Origin of the sequence: Mycobacterium sp. SMC-4, from assembly GCF_025263265.1 — a bacterium.
GTDB lineage: Bacteria > Actinomycetota > Actinomycetes > Mycobacteriales > Mycobacteriaceae > Mycobacterium.
The window spans coordinates 2,262,112-2,277,269 of sequence record NZ_CP079869.1; the positions used below are offsets into that span (position 1 = coordinate 2,262,112).

The 15,158-nt window shown below is 63.6% G+C and carries 17 protein-coding genes; 10 read left to right on the forward strand and 7 right to left on the reverse strand.

Translation table 11 applies throughout. The features are described 5' to 3' along the window. The first annotated feature begins 3 nt into the window (after positions 1-3). Positions 4-1,149 (forward strand): ABC transporter substrate-binding protein, encoded by a 1,146-nt coding sequence (locus tag KXD98_RS10995; RefSeq protein WP_260764359.1) that lies wholly within the window; start codon positions 4-6, stop codon positions 1,147-1,149. Here the strand turns inward: KXD98_RS10995 and KXD98_RS11000 are convergent. Next, on the reverse strand, positions 1,141-2,214 hold the full coding sequence (locus KXD98_RS11000) for a dihydrodipicolinate synthase (RefSeq protein ID WP_260764360.1): 1,074 nt from the start codon (positions 2,212-2,214) through the stop codon (positions 1,141-1,143). The genes KXD98_RS10995 and KXD98_RS11000 overlap by 9 nt on opposite strands. Positions 2,215-2,338: 124 nt before the next feature. Between KXD98_RS11000 and KXD98_RS11005 the strand changes: the two genes are divergently transcribed. Both KXD98_RS11005 and KXD98_RS11010 read left to right on the forward strand, forming a co-directional pair. Continuing rightward, on the forward strand, positions 2,339-3,574 hold the full coding sequence (locus tag KXD98_RS11005) for a cytochrome P450 (protein ID WP_260765127.1): 1,236 nt from the start codon (positions 2,339-2,341) through the stop codon (positions 3,572-3,574). A gap of 11 nt (positions 3,575-3,585) precedes the next feature. Then, positions 3,586-4,638 (forward strand): dihydrodipicolinate reductase, encoded by a 1,053-nt coding sequence (locus tag KXD98_RS11010; protein WP_260764362.1) that lies wholly within the window; start codon positions 3,586-3,588, stop codon positions 4,636-4,638. Positions 4,639-4,651: 13 nt separating this feature from the next. On the opposite strand, the gene KXD98_RS11015 is transcribed toward KXD98_RS11010, so the two are convergent. Next, positions 4,652-5,692 (reverse strand): dihydrodipicolinate reductase, encoded by a 1,041-nt coding sequence (locus KXD98_RS11015; RefSeq protein WP_260765128.1) that lies wholly within the window; start codon positions 5,690-5,692, stop codon positions 4,652-4,654. Between the two features lie 139 nt (positions 5,693-5,831). On the opposite strand from KXD98_RS11015, the gene KXD98_RS11020 reads away from it, so the two are divergent. After that, positions 5,832-6,674 (forward strand): SDR family oxidoreductase, encoded by an 843-nt coding sequence (locus KXD98_RS11020; RefSeq protein ID WP_260764365.1) that lies wholly within the window; start codon positions 5,832-5,834, stop codon positions 6,672-6,674. 9 nt (positions 6,675-6,683) lie between these two features. Here KXD98_RS11020 and KXD98_RS11025 read toward each other — a convergent pair whose 3' ends face one another. The 4 genes from KXD98_RS11025 to KXD98_RS11040 are packed head-to-tail and all read right to left on the reverse strand — an operon-like array spanning position 6,684 to position 9,107. After that, positions 6,684-7,487: an SDR family NAD(P)-dependent oxidoreductase gene (locus tag KXD98_RS11025; protein WP_260764366.1), complete on the reverse strand. Its 804-nt coding sequence runs from the start codon at positions 7,485-7,487 to the stop codon at positions 6,684-6,686. 26 nt (positions 7,488-7,513) lie between these two features. Further along, positions 7,514-8,272 carry an SDR family oxidoreductase gene (locus tag KXD98_RS11030; protein ID WP_260764368.1) on the reverse strand — a complete coding sequence of 253 codons (759 nt, stop codon included), beginning with the start codon at positions 8,270-8,272 and terminating at the stop codon, positions 7,514-7,516. Next, positions 8,269-8,466 carry a bacterioferritin-associated ferredoxin gene (locus KXD98_RS11035; RefSeq protein WP_260764377.1) on the reverse strand — a complete coding sequence of 66 codons (198 nt, stop codon included), beginning with the start codon at positions 8,464-8,466 and terminating at the stop codon, positions 8,269-8,271. Before KXD98_RS11035 ends, KXD98_RS11030 begins: the two co-directional genes overlap by 4 nt. After that, the gene (locus KXD98_RS11040; protein WP_260764380.1) at positions 8,466-9,107 is read right to left on the reverse strand and encodes a fatty-acid--CoA ligase; all 642 of its coding nucleotides are present in this window, start codon (positions 9,105-9,107) and stop codon (positions 8,466-8,468) included. The genes KXD98_RS11035 and KXD98_RS11040 overlap by 1 nt, the downstream gene beginning before the upstream one ends. 306 nt (positions 9,108-9,413) lie before the next feature. Here KXD98_RS11040 and KXD98_RS11045 point away from each other — a divergent pair, with 306 nt between their 5' ends. The 6 genes from KXD98_RS11045 to KXD98_RS11070 all read left to right on the forward strand — a co-directional run bounded on the left by KXD98_RS11045 (position 9,414) and on the right by KXD98_RS11070 (position 14,303). Continuing rightward, complete coding sequence (locus KXD98_RS11045) at positions 9,414-10,403, forward strand: spirocyclase AveC family protein (protein WP_260764381.1); 990 nt, start codon at positions 9,414-9,416, stop codon at positions 10,401-10,403. A 237-nt stretch (positions 10,404-10,640) separates the two neighbouring features. Continuing rightward, complete coding sequence (locus KXD98_RS11050) at positions 10,641-12,179, forward strand: nitric oxide reductase activation protein NorD (protein ID WP_260764382.1); 1,539 nt, start codon at positions 10,641-10,643, stop codon at positions 12,177-12,179. Further along, complete coding sequence (locus KXD98_RS11055; protein ID WP_260764383.1) at positions 12,176-13,012, forward strand: CbbQ/NirQ/NorQ/GpvN family protein; 837 nt, start codon at positions 12,176-12,178, stop codon at positions 13,010-13,012. The genes KXD98_RS11050 and KXD98_RS11055 overlap by 4 nt, the downstream gene beginning before the upstream one ends. Next, entirely contained in the window at positions 13,009-13,134 is a 126-nt protein-coding gene (locus KXD98_RS11060) for a hypothetical protein (protein WP_260765513.1), read from the forward strand. The genes KXD98_RS11055 and KXD98_RS11060 overlap by 4 nt, the downstream gene beginning before the upstream one ends. Positions 13,135-13,148: 14 nt before the next feature. Further along, a complete protein-coding gene (locus KXD98_RS11065) occupies positions 13,149-13,868 on the forward strand; it encodes a hypothetical protein (RefSeq protein ID WP_260765129.1) in 720 nt (239 codons plus the stop codon). Positions 13,869-13,880: 12 nt separating this feature from the next. Beyond that, positions 13,881-14,303, forward strand: a complete 423-nt coding sequence (locus KXD98_RS11070; RefSeq protein ID WP_260764384.1) for a hypothetical protein — start codon at positions 13,881-13,883, stop codon at positions 14,301-14,303. A 1-nt stretch (position 14,304) separates the two neighbouring features. Here KXD98_RS11070 and KXD98_RS11075 read toward each other — a convergent pair whose 3' ends face one another. Continuing rightward, entirely contained in the window at positions 14,305-15,117 is an 813-nt protein-coding gene (locus tag KXD98_RS11075) for a mycofactocin-coupled SDR family oxidoreductase (protein ID WP_260765130.1), read from the reverse strand. Positions 15,118-15,158: the final 41 nt, after the last annotated feature.

Here is a 15,158-nt window from a genome sequence, read left to right on the forward strand (position 1 = left end):
AGTATGGCTGACAACGAAGTTCGCGCATACGGGTCGGTGGCACCCCTGAAAGTGGGCCTGCTCAACGACTATCCGACGCAGGGCACCACTGACAACGACACTGTCGCGGCGCTCACGCTGGTGATGGAGGAAGCTCTCGCGTCCGGTCTGATAGATCGACCGGTGGAGCTCGTGCACCGCAGCGTCGTCGGTCTGCCCAACGGTACCTACAAGGCGGTCGAGCGGGCGTTCGATGAGCTGGTCGAGGAAGGGTGCCTGGCGATCTTTGGTCCCTGGGTGTCCGACAACGTGGTGCCTCTGCGCCCGCACGTCGACGCCACCGCGCAGGCGCCGATCATCACCCTGTCAGGGTCAGAGGGTGCACTCGGAGAGTGGTGTTTTGCCCTGAACAACGGATCGATGGCTGAGGAGCCGGTGATGCTCGCCGCCGTGATGATCGGTGACGGCCATTCCCGCATCGTGATCGCCTACGAGTCGTCGTTGATCGGCCGGGAGTACCTGGCCGGTGCCACCAAGGCGTACACCGCAGCTGGTTTGACTGTTGTCTCGGCCATGGCGATTCCACAGGTCGAAGCCGACAAGGCGGCGGTGGTGCAGGCGTTGCGCGAGGCCGAACCCGATGCTCTTGTGCACGTCGGATTCGGACATGGCTTGTGGGGTTTCTCGGACGCGTTGTCGGCGGCCGGCTGGGATCCGCCGAGGTACACCACCACCGCGTTCGAGCTTGCGCACGTCAATGCCGAATGGATGCGTCAACTGTCCGGATGGATCGGGCTCGACAGTTACGACGAACGCAACACCGTCGGTCAGGCTTTCCTGGACCGCTTCGAGGCCCGGTATGGCCGTCGCCCGGGTCACTCGATGCCGGGGCTGGCCCACGATGCGGCGACCGTGATCGTGCGCGGGTTGTCGATGGCTCGGCCGCTGACGGGCGAGGGAGTCAAGGACGGGATCGAGCAGGTCAAGCTCATCCCGGCGGCCAGCGGAGCGCCGGGGACGTTCCTGAGGTTCGGCCGACACATCCGCCAGGGCTGGTTGGGGTCGGATTACCTCGTCGCGCGCCGGATTCTGGGGGACGGATCGGCGCATGTCTTTCACGCCGCACCCAGCGAGCACATCGCCCAGGCGGTCGGCGTGCAGTCAACGTAGCTGTATCGCTCCGAAGACCGGGGCGGTCACGATGCCGGGGGGCTGTGCGAGCACATAGGGAATGGCGCGCACAGCGCTCATGGCGATCATGATGTGGCCCGGATGTGCGTGTGTACCGGTGGGCCGTCCGTCGTCGCCTCCGACGTCGAGTTGCAGCTCGAAGCTCGGATTGCCGGCGATGACGGCGCGGATCAGCGGTGCGCGTTGGCCGCGCTTGAGTGGCTTGAGGCCCCACTGTGGCAGGTCGCGGGTGAGCACCCATTCCTCGTGGATGGCCAGCAGCGGTCGGTCCGACCAGTGGCCTACCCAGGAAAACCGCTGTCCAACAACGGTTCCTGCCTCGATGACGCCGGCCTTGACTTCGATGTCATGTGGCAGCGTGGTGGCATCGACGGCAATCTCGATGTGAGAGAGGCTGATTCCCAGGACGTCGGCCGTGGCATTGAGGGCCTGCCGATAGGCCATGTCCAGCTTGCCGATGATCGGTGAGTCGACCGTCACGTCTTCGGGCGGTCGGCCCATTCCCATCAGGTCGACAAGCATCGGCCTACTGTCCACCGAGGAGACGTCGGTCGCCTCGTACAGGTCGATACGATCGATTCTCTTGCTCAGGCCGGTCACGGTCGTCACGAGCCGTTCGAACATGAAGCCAGGGTTCTCTCCGGCGGCGTGAAAGCGTGATCCACCCGCGCGGCAGGCGTCGACGAACGCCTCTTCGGTATCCGCGCCGTAGGTGGGCAGGTGGTTGTACGAGGTCGTGGATATCACGTTGATTCCGGCCGCAAGCAACCGGCAGATGTCCTCGGCGTTGGTTTCCACTGCGTGTGCCTTGCTTGCCGCGTGGATGACCACGTCGGGCCGCAGAGCGACGATGTCCTCTTTTGATGCCGTGGCCTCGACGCCGGAGGGCAGAGGGAGTCCGCACAACGTTGCGGCGTCGCGTCCGGCCTTGTCAGGGTCGTAGACCAACACCCCGGCCAGCTGAAAATCATCATTCTCGATCAGTTCCTGCAGCGCGGCACGACCCACCGCTCCGGTTGCCCACTGTGCGACTCGAATAGCCAATCGATCACTCCTGGTTCCGCTTTCGCGCCTGACACTCGTCGTTACCTGGTCAACCTACATGATGGATGTTTCAACCGACAGGATGTATGTTGGTCACCGACGACGAGTGAGGAGCTGTCAGGTGATGGATCCGGCAACCGTCGAGGAGCTCGAACAGGGCATCCGCGACGCACAGGCGAGATTCAACGAGGGTATGGGCGCCGACGGTGATGCGTCACCCTATCCACTGTTGAAAGAGCTGCGAGCACGGGCGGGTGTACACCCCGGTTGGCCGGAGATGGGCGTGGCCGGCAATCCAGCCGGCGGACCGCAGACCTACACGGCGTATTCCTTCGACGCTGTCAAGGCGATCTTCACCGACAACGTCACCTTCAGCACGCGGTGCTATGAGGACATCGTCCGGCCCCTGCAGGGCCCCACAATCCTGGAGATGCAGGAACCCGAGCACGCGATCTACCGGAAGCTGCACGAGTTCGCCTTCGCGAGGTCGTCGATGAAGCGCTGGGACACCGAACTGGTGGGACCCCTGGTCGACACGACGATCGCCAAGATCAAAGACGCCAAGCGCGCCGACCTCGTCGACACCGTATTCAACCCGATCCCGGTGCGGGTGATCGCGGCCCTGCTGGGACTGCCCCAATCCGACGTGCTGTGGTTCCATCGGCTCGCGATCGACCTGCTCGGTTTCCGCGCCGACATGGATCGGGCAATGCAGGCCTCAGCCGAGCTCAAAGAGTATTTCGTGGGGATTCTGGCCGATCGGCGTGCCGAACCGAAGGACGACATGGTGTCCATCTTGGCCTCGGCCGAGGTCAACGGCGTCAAGATGACCGACGAGCAGATCTACGGATTCATGCGCAACCTGTTGCCCGCCGGTGCGGAGACCACTGCACGGTCGACGGCCAGCCTGGCGTTCGCGCTACTGACTCACCCCGACCAGCTCGACGCGGTACGAAACGACCGCAGTCTGTTACCCCAGGCAATCGAAGAGGGGATCCGCTGGGAAACACCACTGTTGAACTTCATGAGGGAAGTCACCTGCGACACCGAGATCGGCGGAGTGCAGGTGCCGAAGGGCTCGACGATGATGCTCAGCCTCGGCAGTGCCAACCACGACGAGGCGCGCTGGGATGAACCGGAGAAGTTCGACATATTCCGGGAACGCAAACCTCATATCGGTTTCGCCCACGGTGCCCACGTCTGCCTCGGAATGCACTTGGCGCGACTGGAGAGCATGAAGATGTTCAATGCGCTGTTCGATGAGTTGCCCAACCTGCGCCTTGACCCCGAGGCTCCGAGGCCGTTCATCACCGGCACGATGTTTCGCTCGCCATCACGTCTCGACGTGGTGTGGGATTGAGAGGCCACAACATGACACGCGTTATCCAATGGGCCACCGGTGTCACCGGCATGATGTCGCTGCGCCACGTCATCGGCAGAAAAGATCTGGAACTCGTCGGGGTTCGCGTGTACGACCCCGCCAAGTCGGGTATCGACGCGGGTGCTCTGTGCGGACTCTCCGGCACCGGCGTGCTGACCAGTGCGAACCGCGACGAGGTGATCAACACCGACGCCGACGTGGTGCTCTACATGGGCAAGGTGGAAACCGATACACCGGGCTGTTTCCGCGACGTCTGTGAACTGCTGGCGTCGGGTAAAAACGTGGTGGCCACCGGCAGCAGGTTCATCCATCCGCGCTCCCTCGACGCCGGTTTGGCGGACGCCATCGAATTAGCCTGTCGCACTGGGGGATCCTCTTTTCTCGGGCTAGGTCTGTACCCCGGCTTCTTCGGCGAATCACTGGTACCGGTCCTCGCGCGTCTGACCGAACGAACCAGCCGCATCAGCGTGCGGGAGGTCCTGAACTACTCGACGTATGCCAGTCACGACCTGATCTTCAACGCCATGGGGTTCGGCTATCCGCCCGAAGACACCACGCCGCTGCTGACCAACCCGGAGTATGCGGCGAGTGCGTGGATCGGTAGCGCCACGGTTCTGGCGCAGGCGCTCGGACTGCAGATCCATGGTGTCGAGGGGTTCCGTGAGGTGGCGACGACACCACGCGCATTGAACGTGGCCGCCGGTGAGATCCCCGCGGGGACGGTCGGCGCGATGCGGTTCGGCGTCGTGGTGGACTGCGGTGAAACTACGATCTCGGTCGAACATCTGACCCGGATGGCCGACGATCTCGCGCCGGACTGGCCGGCGGAGATCGGCTACGAGGTGGGCTTCGAAGGCGCGCCGAACATGCGGCTACACCTGGTGATCGGTTCGCACGATCAAGACCATGCCGAGCAGGGCTGTCTTGCCACGGCCATGCACGCGATCAACGCGATTCCCGCGGTCATTTCCGCTGAGCCCGGACTGTACGACTTGTCGACCATCTCGGCATTCACCCCGCACTGGACCAATCGCCGACAGTAGGTGGTCGACGGGATCAGAAGCGGGGTAGCGTTGCGCGCTCAGCGCCGAATCCGGTGTAGCTCCGGATCAGCGGTAGGTCCGCCATCGTCGCGAAGCCGGGCGGTGCAGCGCAGACCGCTTCAATGGCGTTGAGCACCTGCATCGCCACGGCGACCAGTCCGGCTCGCACATGCTCCTCGATGGAGGCGGGCCGGGCAAAGCTGGCCAGGCAGAAGAAGTGCGTCCGCATCGAGGGATCGCCCTCGAACGTCAGCGTCCAACCGTCCTGGGGCATGGGCCAGTGGTCGGGGTACTCGCCGCCGACCGTCCACAGCGTCTCGAATTCGATCAGTGGCTCTCCGTTCCGGGTGCCGACGAAATTCCACCGTTGACCGGCGGTGGTGCCTTCGCGCAGTACATGATCGAAAATCTCGGAATCCCGGGTGGCCGGCACCGCCTCGACAGCCACCGACACGTCATCGATGGCGGCATTGAGGGTGTCTGCGATGAACCACGTTTGTTCGGTGAAAAGACGGGTGTTGAAGGCAAGGAAGTCGTTCGCTGTCGGGGTGATGTCCTGTGTCGGTCGGCCGAACCACATTCCTTCGAAGGTGATCTCGGTGCTTTCCCAGAGCGACCAGTCGGCACGCTCCTGCAGAGTGAACTTGTCGATGGTGCGGCTCATCCCCGACAGTGCCAGCGGCAGTACTCCGGAAAGGTTTCCGGGGTTGAGTCCGCTGCCGTGGATCGTGCTGTTCCCTGCGCGGCAGGCTTGGGCGAGCTTCGTCCGGTCAGCGCTGGGAATTCGTGCCGGATGGAAGAGAAACGACACCGTCGCCACATTCTTGCCACTGGCCAGCAGCGCGCACACGTCGTGGAGGTCGGTGAACGACGGCGCGTAGAGCACCACATCGGCGTCCAACCGCAGAATGTGCGCGGTGTCGGTGGTCGCTGTGACGCCGATGGGTCGACGTCCTGCGAGCGTGCCGATGTCGACGCCGCTCTTGGCGTCGGAATAGACTTTGGCGCCGACGATCTCGATGTCCGGCCGGTGGTCGATGATGGTCCGGATCATTTCCGTACCGACGGCCCCGGTAGCCCACTGGATGACCCGAAGCGTTTGGATGCCCACTTCGGAGAGTCTAGATCGAGTGATAATGTTAATTCTCGATATTTGACACATTGATTTCCCACAGCGATGGAGGGTCGAAGCCATGGACGACGTGCTCGGGTACACGGGGAAGTCGGTTGTCGTGACGGGTGCCGCCTCAGGCATGGGGGAGGCGACCGCGCGCATCCTGACCGAGCTGGGGGCGCAGGTCACCGCACTGGACATCAAGCCGACCACCGTCGATGTGGCACATTCACTGACCATTGACCTGCGTGACCGCGCCGCCATCGAAGAGGTGGCCGCCGAGATCGAGGGGCCGATCGACGGATTGTTCAGTTGCGCTGGACTGCCCGGGCCACCGTTCTCCGAGTGGGACACCATCCTGGTGAATTTCGTCGGTGCGCGCCATCTGGCCGAACTTCTGGTGCCGAAGATGTCCGAGGGATCGGCCATCAGCGTGATCTCCTCATCGGCCGCCCTCGGGTGGCAGGACCACATCAAGGTGATCACCGGGCTGCTGGAGACCGAAGGCTTTGACGCTGCGGTCGACTGGCTGACTGCCAACGAGAAGAAGTGGTCGTGGAGCGGTTACGCCTACTCGAAGTACATCATCGACGCGTGGGTGGGCTGGTGGTACCCGGAGCTCGCCGGCAAGGGCATCCGGATCAACTGCATCAACCCGGGTCCGACCGAGACCGCGATGATGCCGGCATTCCAGGATCTGATGGGTAAAGAAACCGTGGACGACGCGATCGGGCCGGTCGGTCGGTACTCGACCGCCCAGGAGCAGGCCTGGCCGTTGGTCTGTATGGGCAGTCCGAGGCTCAGCTATGTCGGCGGGACCGTGCTGTGGACTGACGGCGGGTGGAACGGCGCGATGACGATGGGTCGGCACAAGGCGCAGTGGGCGGAAACGGCAGCTGATCAGATGGCGAAGAAGGGCTGAGCTACTGGCTCAGATGAAGTCCGAACCTCCGTCGACGTTGACCGTGGCGCCGGTGATGTAGCCGTTGCGCCGTGATGCCAGATAGGTCACCGCGGAGGCGATCTCCTCCGGTAGACCGGCACGGCCGAGGTCGCACGGGTGCCCGAAGGTGCGTTCCACCCAGGTCATCACGTCGTTGGGGTCAGACGAATCCAGGCCGTCGGTCGCCAGCGCGTCCCGCAGGATCTCGGTGAAGCTGGCCGTCACGATGGTGCCGGGACAGACACAGTTGACGAGGATGCCCTCGTGCCCCAGGCTTTTCGACAGATTCTTGGTGAAGCTCGACAGTGCCGCCTTGGCTGCGGTGTAGGCCACCAGGCGTGGACTCTGCCGCTGAATCGAGTGCGCCGAAAGAGTGACGATCCGCGCCCAGTCGGCGGCACGCAGCATCGGTAGGGCAGCCCGCACCGACCGCACCGCCGACATGGTCCCGAGGTTGAAGGCCGCATGCCAGTCGTCGTCGTTCAATTCTTCGAAAGTGCCCGCTTGGGGCCCCACCGTGTGGACGAGTACGTTGAGCCGGCCCCAGCTGTCTTGCACGGCCTGATAACCGGCCGCGATGGAATCTGCGTCCGCCATGTCGACTGCGAGGGTCAGGACCTCGGGCGCGCCGGCCCGAAGAATCACCTCCGCTGCAGAGTCGAGCGCCTCCTGGCCCCGCGCCATGACGGCCACCGAAGCGCCCTCGGCAGCAAGGCATTCGGCAATCGCCAGTCCCATGCCCTTACTGCCACCGGTGACCACTGCCGTGGCGCCGCCGAGTCCGAGATCCATTTACGCAGCCTTCCGTTGCCGTAGGTTCACCAGGACTTGCTCATCCGCGGTGACAGGTGCACGATCTCACTGACGACCGAGGGGTTCGCCCGTGCCATCGCGACGAGGGAGAGCATGGCGTTGGCGACATCGTCGACGGCCGACATCCGTGCCGGGATCTGGCCCTCGGTGGCCCACGACCGATACAGGTCGGCCAGCAGATCCCGGTCGGCTCCCCGCAGGATCTCGGTGTCTTCGGTGGGTCCGACGCTGACGCGGATGACCGCGAGCTCGGGGTGCTCGGCCCGCCACGACCGCAGGATCTCGTCGAGGGCTGCCTTGCTCGCGTGGTAGGCCGCGACGCCGGCGCGAGGGCGTCCGACATCGTGGCTCGACGCGACCAGTACGACCGCATCGTCGGCGAGATGCGGGAGAGCGGCGCGCAACACATGCGACGCCCCGACAGCGTTGACCGCATAGGCGTGCATCCACGTCGTCACGTCGGTGTCTTCGATCAGGGCGAACGGAACTGCCGCACTGGTGAAGACCACGGCATCGATCTGGCCGAAGTCCGCGGCCACGTCGCTGATGACTTTCTCGACGGCCTTGGGGTCGGCGACATCAAGTTCGTGAGCGGTCCCGCCAAGTTCCTGTGCCACCGACGAGAGGATGTCCACTCGGCGGGCGGCGAGGGCGATTCTGGCCCCGCGGGAGTGTGCTACCACGGCCAACGCGCGTCCGATACCTGATGATGCCCCGATGATGAGCATGCGGACACCCGCGATGTTTGAATGGCGATCGGTCATGCTCGGTACCCTTCTACGGTAGTGGGCGTGGTCGTACGCGAGGAGTCGATGATCATCCGGATGGTACGACGACACCGCCCGCATTCGGATCCCGCGCCACAGGTGATGGCAACTGCTCGGGTGGTGCTTGCCCCGCCGTCGACTGCCTTGGCAACCGTGTCACTCGTGATTCCCAGGCAGAGGCAGACATACATCAGAGTGGTCCGATCCCGGTGGGCTGGGACATTCGCATTGCGTTGACGAAGCGACCGACGAAGACAGGGGGAAAGACCCCGATCCCCGCGGCTGCTAACCATTCCGAGGCTGTCGGGGAGCGCGCTATCCACCGCAATGCGGTTTCCGCACTGTCCAGTTGCTGGACGAACATCACTTCGTGTGAACTGTCGAAGGCGCGATATACGACTGTCCGCCGGATCCCGGCCTTGGCAAACTCTTCACGAGAGTCTCGAACTTGGGCCACGAAATCGTCGATGTCGTCGAGGGGTGTCACCGCAGCCACGACTATCTCGCTGCCGGGCTCGGGTGCTTCACCGATGTCCATTCGTTCGACGGTCTCGCCTGCGAAGACGGCAGGAAGGTCTTCGACTCCCACCGCGTCGAACCACTCGAAGAAGTACGGCGATCGCAGCAAGTTCAGCAGAGGTTGCTCGGTGCTGATCCCGATGATCACAAGTACCTTGCCTGGCTCCACCACAGACTCATAGGCGTACACGTAACGTGCGCCGAGATCGACGAGGCTCTCCTGGTGGCGCTGGAGGACCGGCCATACCCGGTCGGGGGTGCTGATCGCGAACTCGACGGCAAACACGAAATTGCGGGACCTGCTCCGACTCAAGGCTGCACCTCCTCATCTGCGTTGCACTGAACCCATTGGGTACAACCTTGCTCCGGGAATCATACTGACATATGAGAATCTGTGTTCTCCACTGAGGTCGATTGACGAGGCGTACGGGAAAGCATCGATTGCGCAAAAGAAAGCAACTATTCTCTATGGCGTGTCGGTGCTTGATCGTTGAGGCCGATCCAGGGAAGGAAGTGGGTTGGTCGGTGCACAGGACGCAACGGGTCAACTGACATGACGAGTGGCCTTCGTCATGCGCACGACTCGACATCGCCGCCTCCGGCGGGCTCTCGGTGGACTGTGCGAATCGGTTGGGCGATCTTCATTGCGTGCTATTTGTTCTTCGCGGTCGTCACGGTTGCCATGATGCAGACCGGCATGCAGGGCGACCCAGAGAAGTACAACCCGCAGCCGGGGCCCAGGCCGTACCCTCCATTCCTCGGTTTCGACAACTGGCCACTCGCTGTCAGTCTCAGTGCGATACCGATGGCGATCGGCCTCATCAGTCTGCTGGTCTGGCTGTCATGGCGCCGCCGGAAGGCGCACTGGGCGGTCGTCATCGCGTTTGCCGGCCTGATCACCGGCGCTTTGGACCCGGTGGCGAACTGGGCGACGTTCGCCATTTTCGACCCGCGAATGCTGCATTTCCCGCACTCGTGGCCGTACGTCAACATCTCGCCCAATCTCGAGCCGGCGCTGTCGTTCCTGGGCGGGTATGCGGCCTACTACTTGTTGAACGGTCTGGGATTCTTACAGTTGCACGATCGCTTGATCCACCCGTTGATGCACCGTTCGCGATGGTTGATGCAGCACCGGTTGTTTGCGGTGTTCATCGGAGCGGGGCTGCTGGCGATCCCGATCAATGCGCTGATTCAGATCACCTGGATGAGTGCGGGGATCTTCTTCTACACGGAGGCGGTCGGTCCGGTGCTGATCGTCGGGCACGTGCACTTCCCCCTGATAATGGCGGTGTACGACGCCTTCATCTTCGCCATGGTTGCTGTGATGTGTGTCCGCGATGATGCGGGCGAACTCGTGCTCGTCAACCGGATCGCTCATTGGTTGCCGGTGCGCCGCGGTCGGTCGCCCACGACGTTGACTCGGCAGATGCTTGTAGCCACCGCAGTCGGTCTGATCTCGTTCGGGATTCCGTTGGCAATCCTGGCTGGACTGCGTGAGGCAGGGCTGTCGCGACCGTCCTACGACCAGAACCCTTACCCGACGGTCAAAGTGTACGACCCCTACGGCCACCTCGAGGAGGCCGGGAAACCGGGTCCGTTCTTCAGGTGATGTGACTGGGAGCGCTTTCGGCGCAACGTCGACGTCGGGGAGCAAGGATCAACAGAGAACAATAATTCTCATATGTGAGAGAACATGTTATCTTCTCTCCGGGCCAGCCGACTGGCCGAGAGGAGTTGATCGTGCTCGCGGAGATCGTTCGGCTGGCGTTTGCGTGGGGGGCGATGATTGCGATCATCGGCTTTTGGTATTGGTTGCTCGGCAATATCGGCACATTCTGAGCTGCCGATGCGAGCACTGACATCGGAGCCAACGTTGGATGCGCTGTCGACCGAGCGCGTCTGCGCGCTGGCTGCCCTGGCTCTTTCGGAGGGGCGGCGGCAGACAGCGCGCCTGGTCAGTGGTGAGCGTCGCCAGTTCAGCTGTGATCCGGCTCGCGGCCGGGTGGATGTGCCGTTTCCGACACCGGCGACGTGGGGTCTGCGAACCCTCACCCTCGGCGTTGCTCTGCAGTGCTCGCCGACCAAGGATGCGCTGGCCGCGTGTGCTCTCGGAGATCTGACGCCCAAGCAGCAACGTGCGCTCGTTCACGTGGAAGGCAAGGTGGCGCTCGGTTGGGTAGTCGGCCGGTGGCCCGGGCTGCGGGAGGAGATCTCGCGGGCGATACCGGAAATGGAGTTCTGCGATCCACATGAGGATGCGCGCGCCATGGTGACTGAGGCCATCGAACTCGCAAGACGAAACGCTGCGGTGGTGAACAGCCCGGTGCTGGGCACGCTGCCCGTCGGCGCGGCGGCAGCCGCCCCCGGTCGGGGTTTGGCGCGTCGAGTTCGCGGGCGTATGCCCTGGAGCTCGCGGCGCAGGGATCCCTACCGGCACGTCGGAACTCCCGTCGGTGGTGACGGCGGTACGCCGAACTCGAACCTGCCACCACCGAGTCGGCCAGAGGACGACGATCCCGAGGTTCGGGCGAACCGGCGTGCCGGCGTGCCTTACCCGGAGTGGAATATGTGGAGCCGGCAATTCCTGCCCGACCATGTTGCCGTTCTTGAACGGCCCTATCCCCGGACCGGGCCGAGCTCAGCTGCTGCATCACCCGATCTGCGTAGGTATTTCGAACAGCGGACCGTTCGGACCGTTCGCCGTCGCCTCGAGGACGGTGCGGACCTCGACGTCGACGCATACGTGTCCCATTGCATCGATCAACTCACCGGCCACTGCACGGCGCCGCGCCTGTTCCAGGATCTGCAGCCGACCGCTCGGGACGTAACCACCGCCCTGTTGCTCGACGGCAGCTCCTCGCTGGGGGTGCATCAGGGCAAGATCTTTGCACTGGAACTGGCCTGCGCGGACGCTCTGTCCCAAGCGATGACGGCCGCGCGGGAACGGCACGCTGTTTTTGCCTTCTCCGGTAACACCCGGCACCGGGTGGATGTCCGTTGTCTCAAGGATTTTTCCGAGACCCGCTTCGTCGCGCCGGGGGCCTCCGGTCTGGCGACGGCTGGTTACACCCGGCTGGGTGCACCTTTGCGCCACCTCACGAGCAGACTGCTGGCTCAGTCGGCACAGCGCCGTCTGCTCATCGTGGTCGGGGACGGTTTGTTGTCCGATGAGGGCTATGAGGGCCGCTATGCTTGGGCAGATGCCGCGCACGCTGTGCAAGAGGCTGCGCAGGCGGGGGTTGTGATCTACTACCTCGGTGTCGGACCCGTCCGGGTCGACCCGCTGCCTGAAGTGTTCGGTCCCAAGAGGTCTCGCCGGATTCAGCGAATCGAACAGCTTCCCGCGGCCTTGGCGGCTGTTCATCGCGAGCTGGTGATGTCATGACCGAACGCAACGGAGAAGCCGTCAGACTGTCTGACTATCGTCCTGTCGGCGGGGAGAAGACGGCATTCGCCGCGGCGTTCAGCCGTCGGCTCCCGGTGATGCTGACGGGGCCGACCGGCTGCGGTAAGACGCGGCTCGTCGAGCACATGGGAGCGACACTTGATCGTCCGGTCGTGACGATCAGCTGTCACGACGATCTGACCAGTGCGGATCTGGTCGGCCGTTTCATTGTGGCCGGCGGAGACGTGATCTGGCAGGACGGCCCGCTGACCAGGGCGGTCCGCGAAGGGTCGATCTGCTACCTCGATGAGGTGGTCGAGGCGCGTCATGACTCGTTGGCTGTCTTGCACTCATTGACCGACTACCGCAGGACGCTGTATCTGGACCGCACCGGCGAGGTCGTGGTGGCGCCTGCCGGCTTCATGCTGGTGTGCTCATACAATCCGGGGTATCGCAGCAGCCTGAAAGACCTCAAGCCTTCCTTCCGTCAACGATTTGTGACGGTGGCGATGACCTATCTGCCCGCCGACCGTGAAGCCGAACTGGTCGTGGCCGAGACCGGTGTTGCACGTGAGGTCGCCGAGCGGCTCGTCGGCTGTGCCGCAAGCATCCGCAACGCGGAATCGGCTTTCCATTTCGAGCCGCCGTCCACTCGCTCCCTGGTGTCCGCCGGGCATCTGATCGCCGCGGGTATGCACGAGACCGACGCTGCGCAGGCCTGCATCCTCGCGCCACTGAGCAGCGATGGGGTGATATCCACCGGTCTGATCGAGGTGGCTGCAGCAACTCTTCTTCCCAAGCCGACAACGGCGCCGACCGGAGGGCGAATGTGACTGTGAACGAACAAGACCGGCGCCGCCGCCGCGCACTCATCGTGTTTCAGATCTTCGTCTACGGGGCGCTGATCACGATGTTCCTCATCCAATTGCAGATGTACATGGTCAAGGATTGGTAGGACGTGTGGTGAAGATGCCCTCGTGGGTCCAACGACGACCCTCCGCCGGCGGCGATCCGGCTCGACCAAGCGACCTCGACGAGCACTACGACGAAAGCCGGCGCGCGCAACGTGCTGCCGACCGGTGGCTCATCGTCGGCACGATCTTGATGGGGACTCTGGTACTCGGCCCGCTCGGGCTGCCGGTGTTCTGTCGCGGTCTGGTCCTGCTGCGCAGAGCCCAACATGCGGGACTATCAGTGCGTCCCATGATGGTGACGCTGATCGGCTACGTCATCATCCTCGATGCCGCCATCAACAGCATCGGGTGGGGACTGGACGTGTTTGCCAATCACGCGTTGATCACTCGGACGATCTTCACCGCATGGGGCAACCTGATCGACGGCGGCTATTTCTGGCATTACAACGAGCTGTGGATCGGTGGGGCGGGAGCACCCGGTGAGAAGGCCTGGGTCATCGTCTGCATCCTGGTGGTGTTCCCGATGCGGATCGCGGCCGCGATCGCATTCTTGCAGATGAAGCGATGGGGTCACCAGTGGCTGATCGTGACGTGTTGGTTCGGTGTCATCGTCTGGCTGGGATACATCCTCAACATGACCATGTACGCCGACGTTCGTTATGCCGGAGTGGCCTTCCCGGTGATCGGATGGTGGCTCTACAACATCTTCTACATCACTCCGTTTTTGGCGATTCCCTACCTGCACACCGTCAACCGGGAAATCTTCACCGACTAGGGGACGATCGACATGAGTGAGCACATTCCTTCGGACGACGTGAAGCCCGAACAGCTACCCGAGGGCACCACACCACCCTTCGCGCGCATGCACAAGTGGTTGAAGCGTGGACTGTTCGTCTGTCTCTTCGGCCTGGTGATCGAGGGAGCGTTGACGGTGCCGGCGCTGGCGGTGTGGTACGGATGGCCGACGTTGTCGCTGAACGAGATCTGCAGTGAACTGATGAAGGTGCGCTTCTCCGACGACACCCTGGAGTGCACGCATCCCTATCCGATCAGCGGACCGCCGTTTGGCGGGGCGCCGGAGGCGGCCGGTCAGCAGACCGCCCGAGACCAGTGGGGGGTTCAGCCTGTGCCGGAGTACCCGCGTGTCGGCTTCCGCGAGTTCGTGCGGATCCGCGAGCAGCGGGATACCGGCCATGTGTTGAACCCGTGAGTCAACCCCGGGTCACACCCACGTCGACACAGATCTCTGCGGCGGTGACGAATCGTGACTCGTCGGAGGCCAGCCAAGCGACCGCGTTGGCGACATCCTCGGGCATGGTGATGGCGTCGGGAAGCATCTGCCTGGTAAATCCCTGGCGCAAAGTGGGATTCGTCTGAGCAGCGGCCATCATCGCGTCGACCATCTGACCGCTTCCCATCGGTGTCGCTACCGAACCCGGGTGCAGACTGTTGACCCGAATGTGGTGTCGCCCGAGCTCTGCGGCGAACCCACGGGCCAGGCCGGTGACGGCATGTTTGCTCGCGGTGTAGGCGATCATGAAAGGTTCCATCGTCACGCCGGCTGCTGAGCCGATCAGGATGATCGAGCCGCCACGTTCCCCGGCGATGATGTGCTGCGCGCCGGCCATCACGGTGTTCCACGTCCCCACCAAGTTCACGTCGATGACGTCGCGAAAGTCCCGCGGGGTCACCTGATCCCACGGTGCGGGCACACAGATGCCGGCATTGGCCACAATCACGTCGAGCCGGCCGAGTTCGGCGACGGCGGCGTCCACGCCTGCGCAGAGCCCGTCGTAGTCACGGATGTCGACGATGGCGGTCACCGCCCGCCGACCATTACCCTCCACCTCCGCGACTGTCTCGGCGAGATCCTCAGTAGTCGCCGAATCGTAGGGCACGCAGGGTGGCAGCGGCCCGGCGACGTCGACGAGAATGACGTCGGCTCCGTCGGCGCTGAGGCGAATGGCATGCGCGCGGCCCTGCCCGCGGGCCGCTCCGGTGATCAACGCAACCTTGCCGGTCATATCTGGCACAGGTGAAACCTATCGCACCGGCAGGACTTCTC

What these genes read in the sequence shown, in the direction of transcription:
- KXD98_RS11025 (WP_260764366.1), bottom strand. Translation starts at nt 7,487, where the DNA reads ATGGATCTCGGACTCGGCGGCGCCACGGCAGTGGTCACCGGTGGCAGT.
- KXD98_RS11020 (WP_260764365.1), top strand. Translation starts at nt 5,832, where the DNA reads ATGGACGACGTGCTCGGGTACACGGGGAAGTCGGTTGTCGTGACGGGT.
- KXD98_RS11005 (WP_260765127.1), top strand. Translation starts at nt 2,339, where the DNA reads ATGGATCCGGCAACCGTCGAGGAGCTCGAACAGGGCATCCGCGACGCA.
- KXD98_RS11055 (WP_260764383.1), top strand. Translation starts at nt 12,176, where the DNA reads ATGACCGAACGCAACGGAGAAGCCGTCAGACTGTCTGACTATCGTCCT.
- KXD98_RS11050 (WP_260764382.1), top strand. Translation starts at nt 10,641, where the DNA reads ATGCGAGCACTGACATCGGAGCCAACGTTGGATGCGCTGTCGACCGAG.
- KXD98_RS11065 (WP_260765129.1), top strand. Translation starts at nt 13,149, where the DNA reads ATGCCCTCGTGGGTCCAACGACGACCCTCCGCCGGCGGCGATCCGGCT.
- KXD98_RS11035 (WP_260764377.1), bottom strand. Translation starts at nt 8,466, where the DNA reads ATGTATGTCTGCCTCTGCCTGGGAATCACGAGTGACACGGTTGCCAAG.
- KXD98_RS11075 (WP_260765130.1), bottom strand. Translation starts at nt 15,117, where the DNA reads ATGACCGGCAAGGTTGCGTTGATCACCGGAGCGGCCCGCGGGCAGGGC.
- KXD98_RS11015 (WP_260765128.1), bottom strand. Translation starts at nt 5,692, where the DNA reads ATGATCCGGACCATCATCGACCACCGGCCGGACATCGAGATCGTCGGC.
- KXD98_RS11010 (WP_260764362.1), top strand. Translation starts at nt 3,586, where the DNA reads ATGACACGCGTTATCCAATGGGCCACCGGTGTCACCGGCATGATGTCG.
- KXD98_RS11070 (WP_260764384.1), top strand. Translation starts at nt 13,881, where the DNA reads ATGAGTGAGCACATTCCTTCGGACGACGTGAAGCCCGAACAGCTACCC.
- KXD98_RS10995 (WP_260764359.1), top strand. Translation starts at nt 4, where the DNA reads ATGGCTGACAACGAAGTTCGCGCATACGGGTCGGTGGCACCCCTGAAA.
- KXD98_RS11030 (WP_260764368.1), bottom strand. Translation starts at nt 8,272, where the DNA reads ATGACCGATCGCCATTCAAACATCGCGGGTGTCCGCATGCTCATCATC.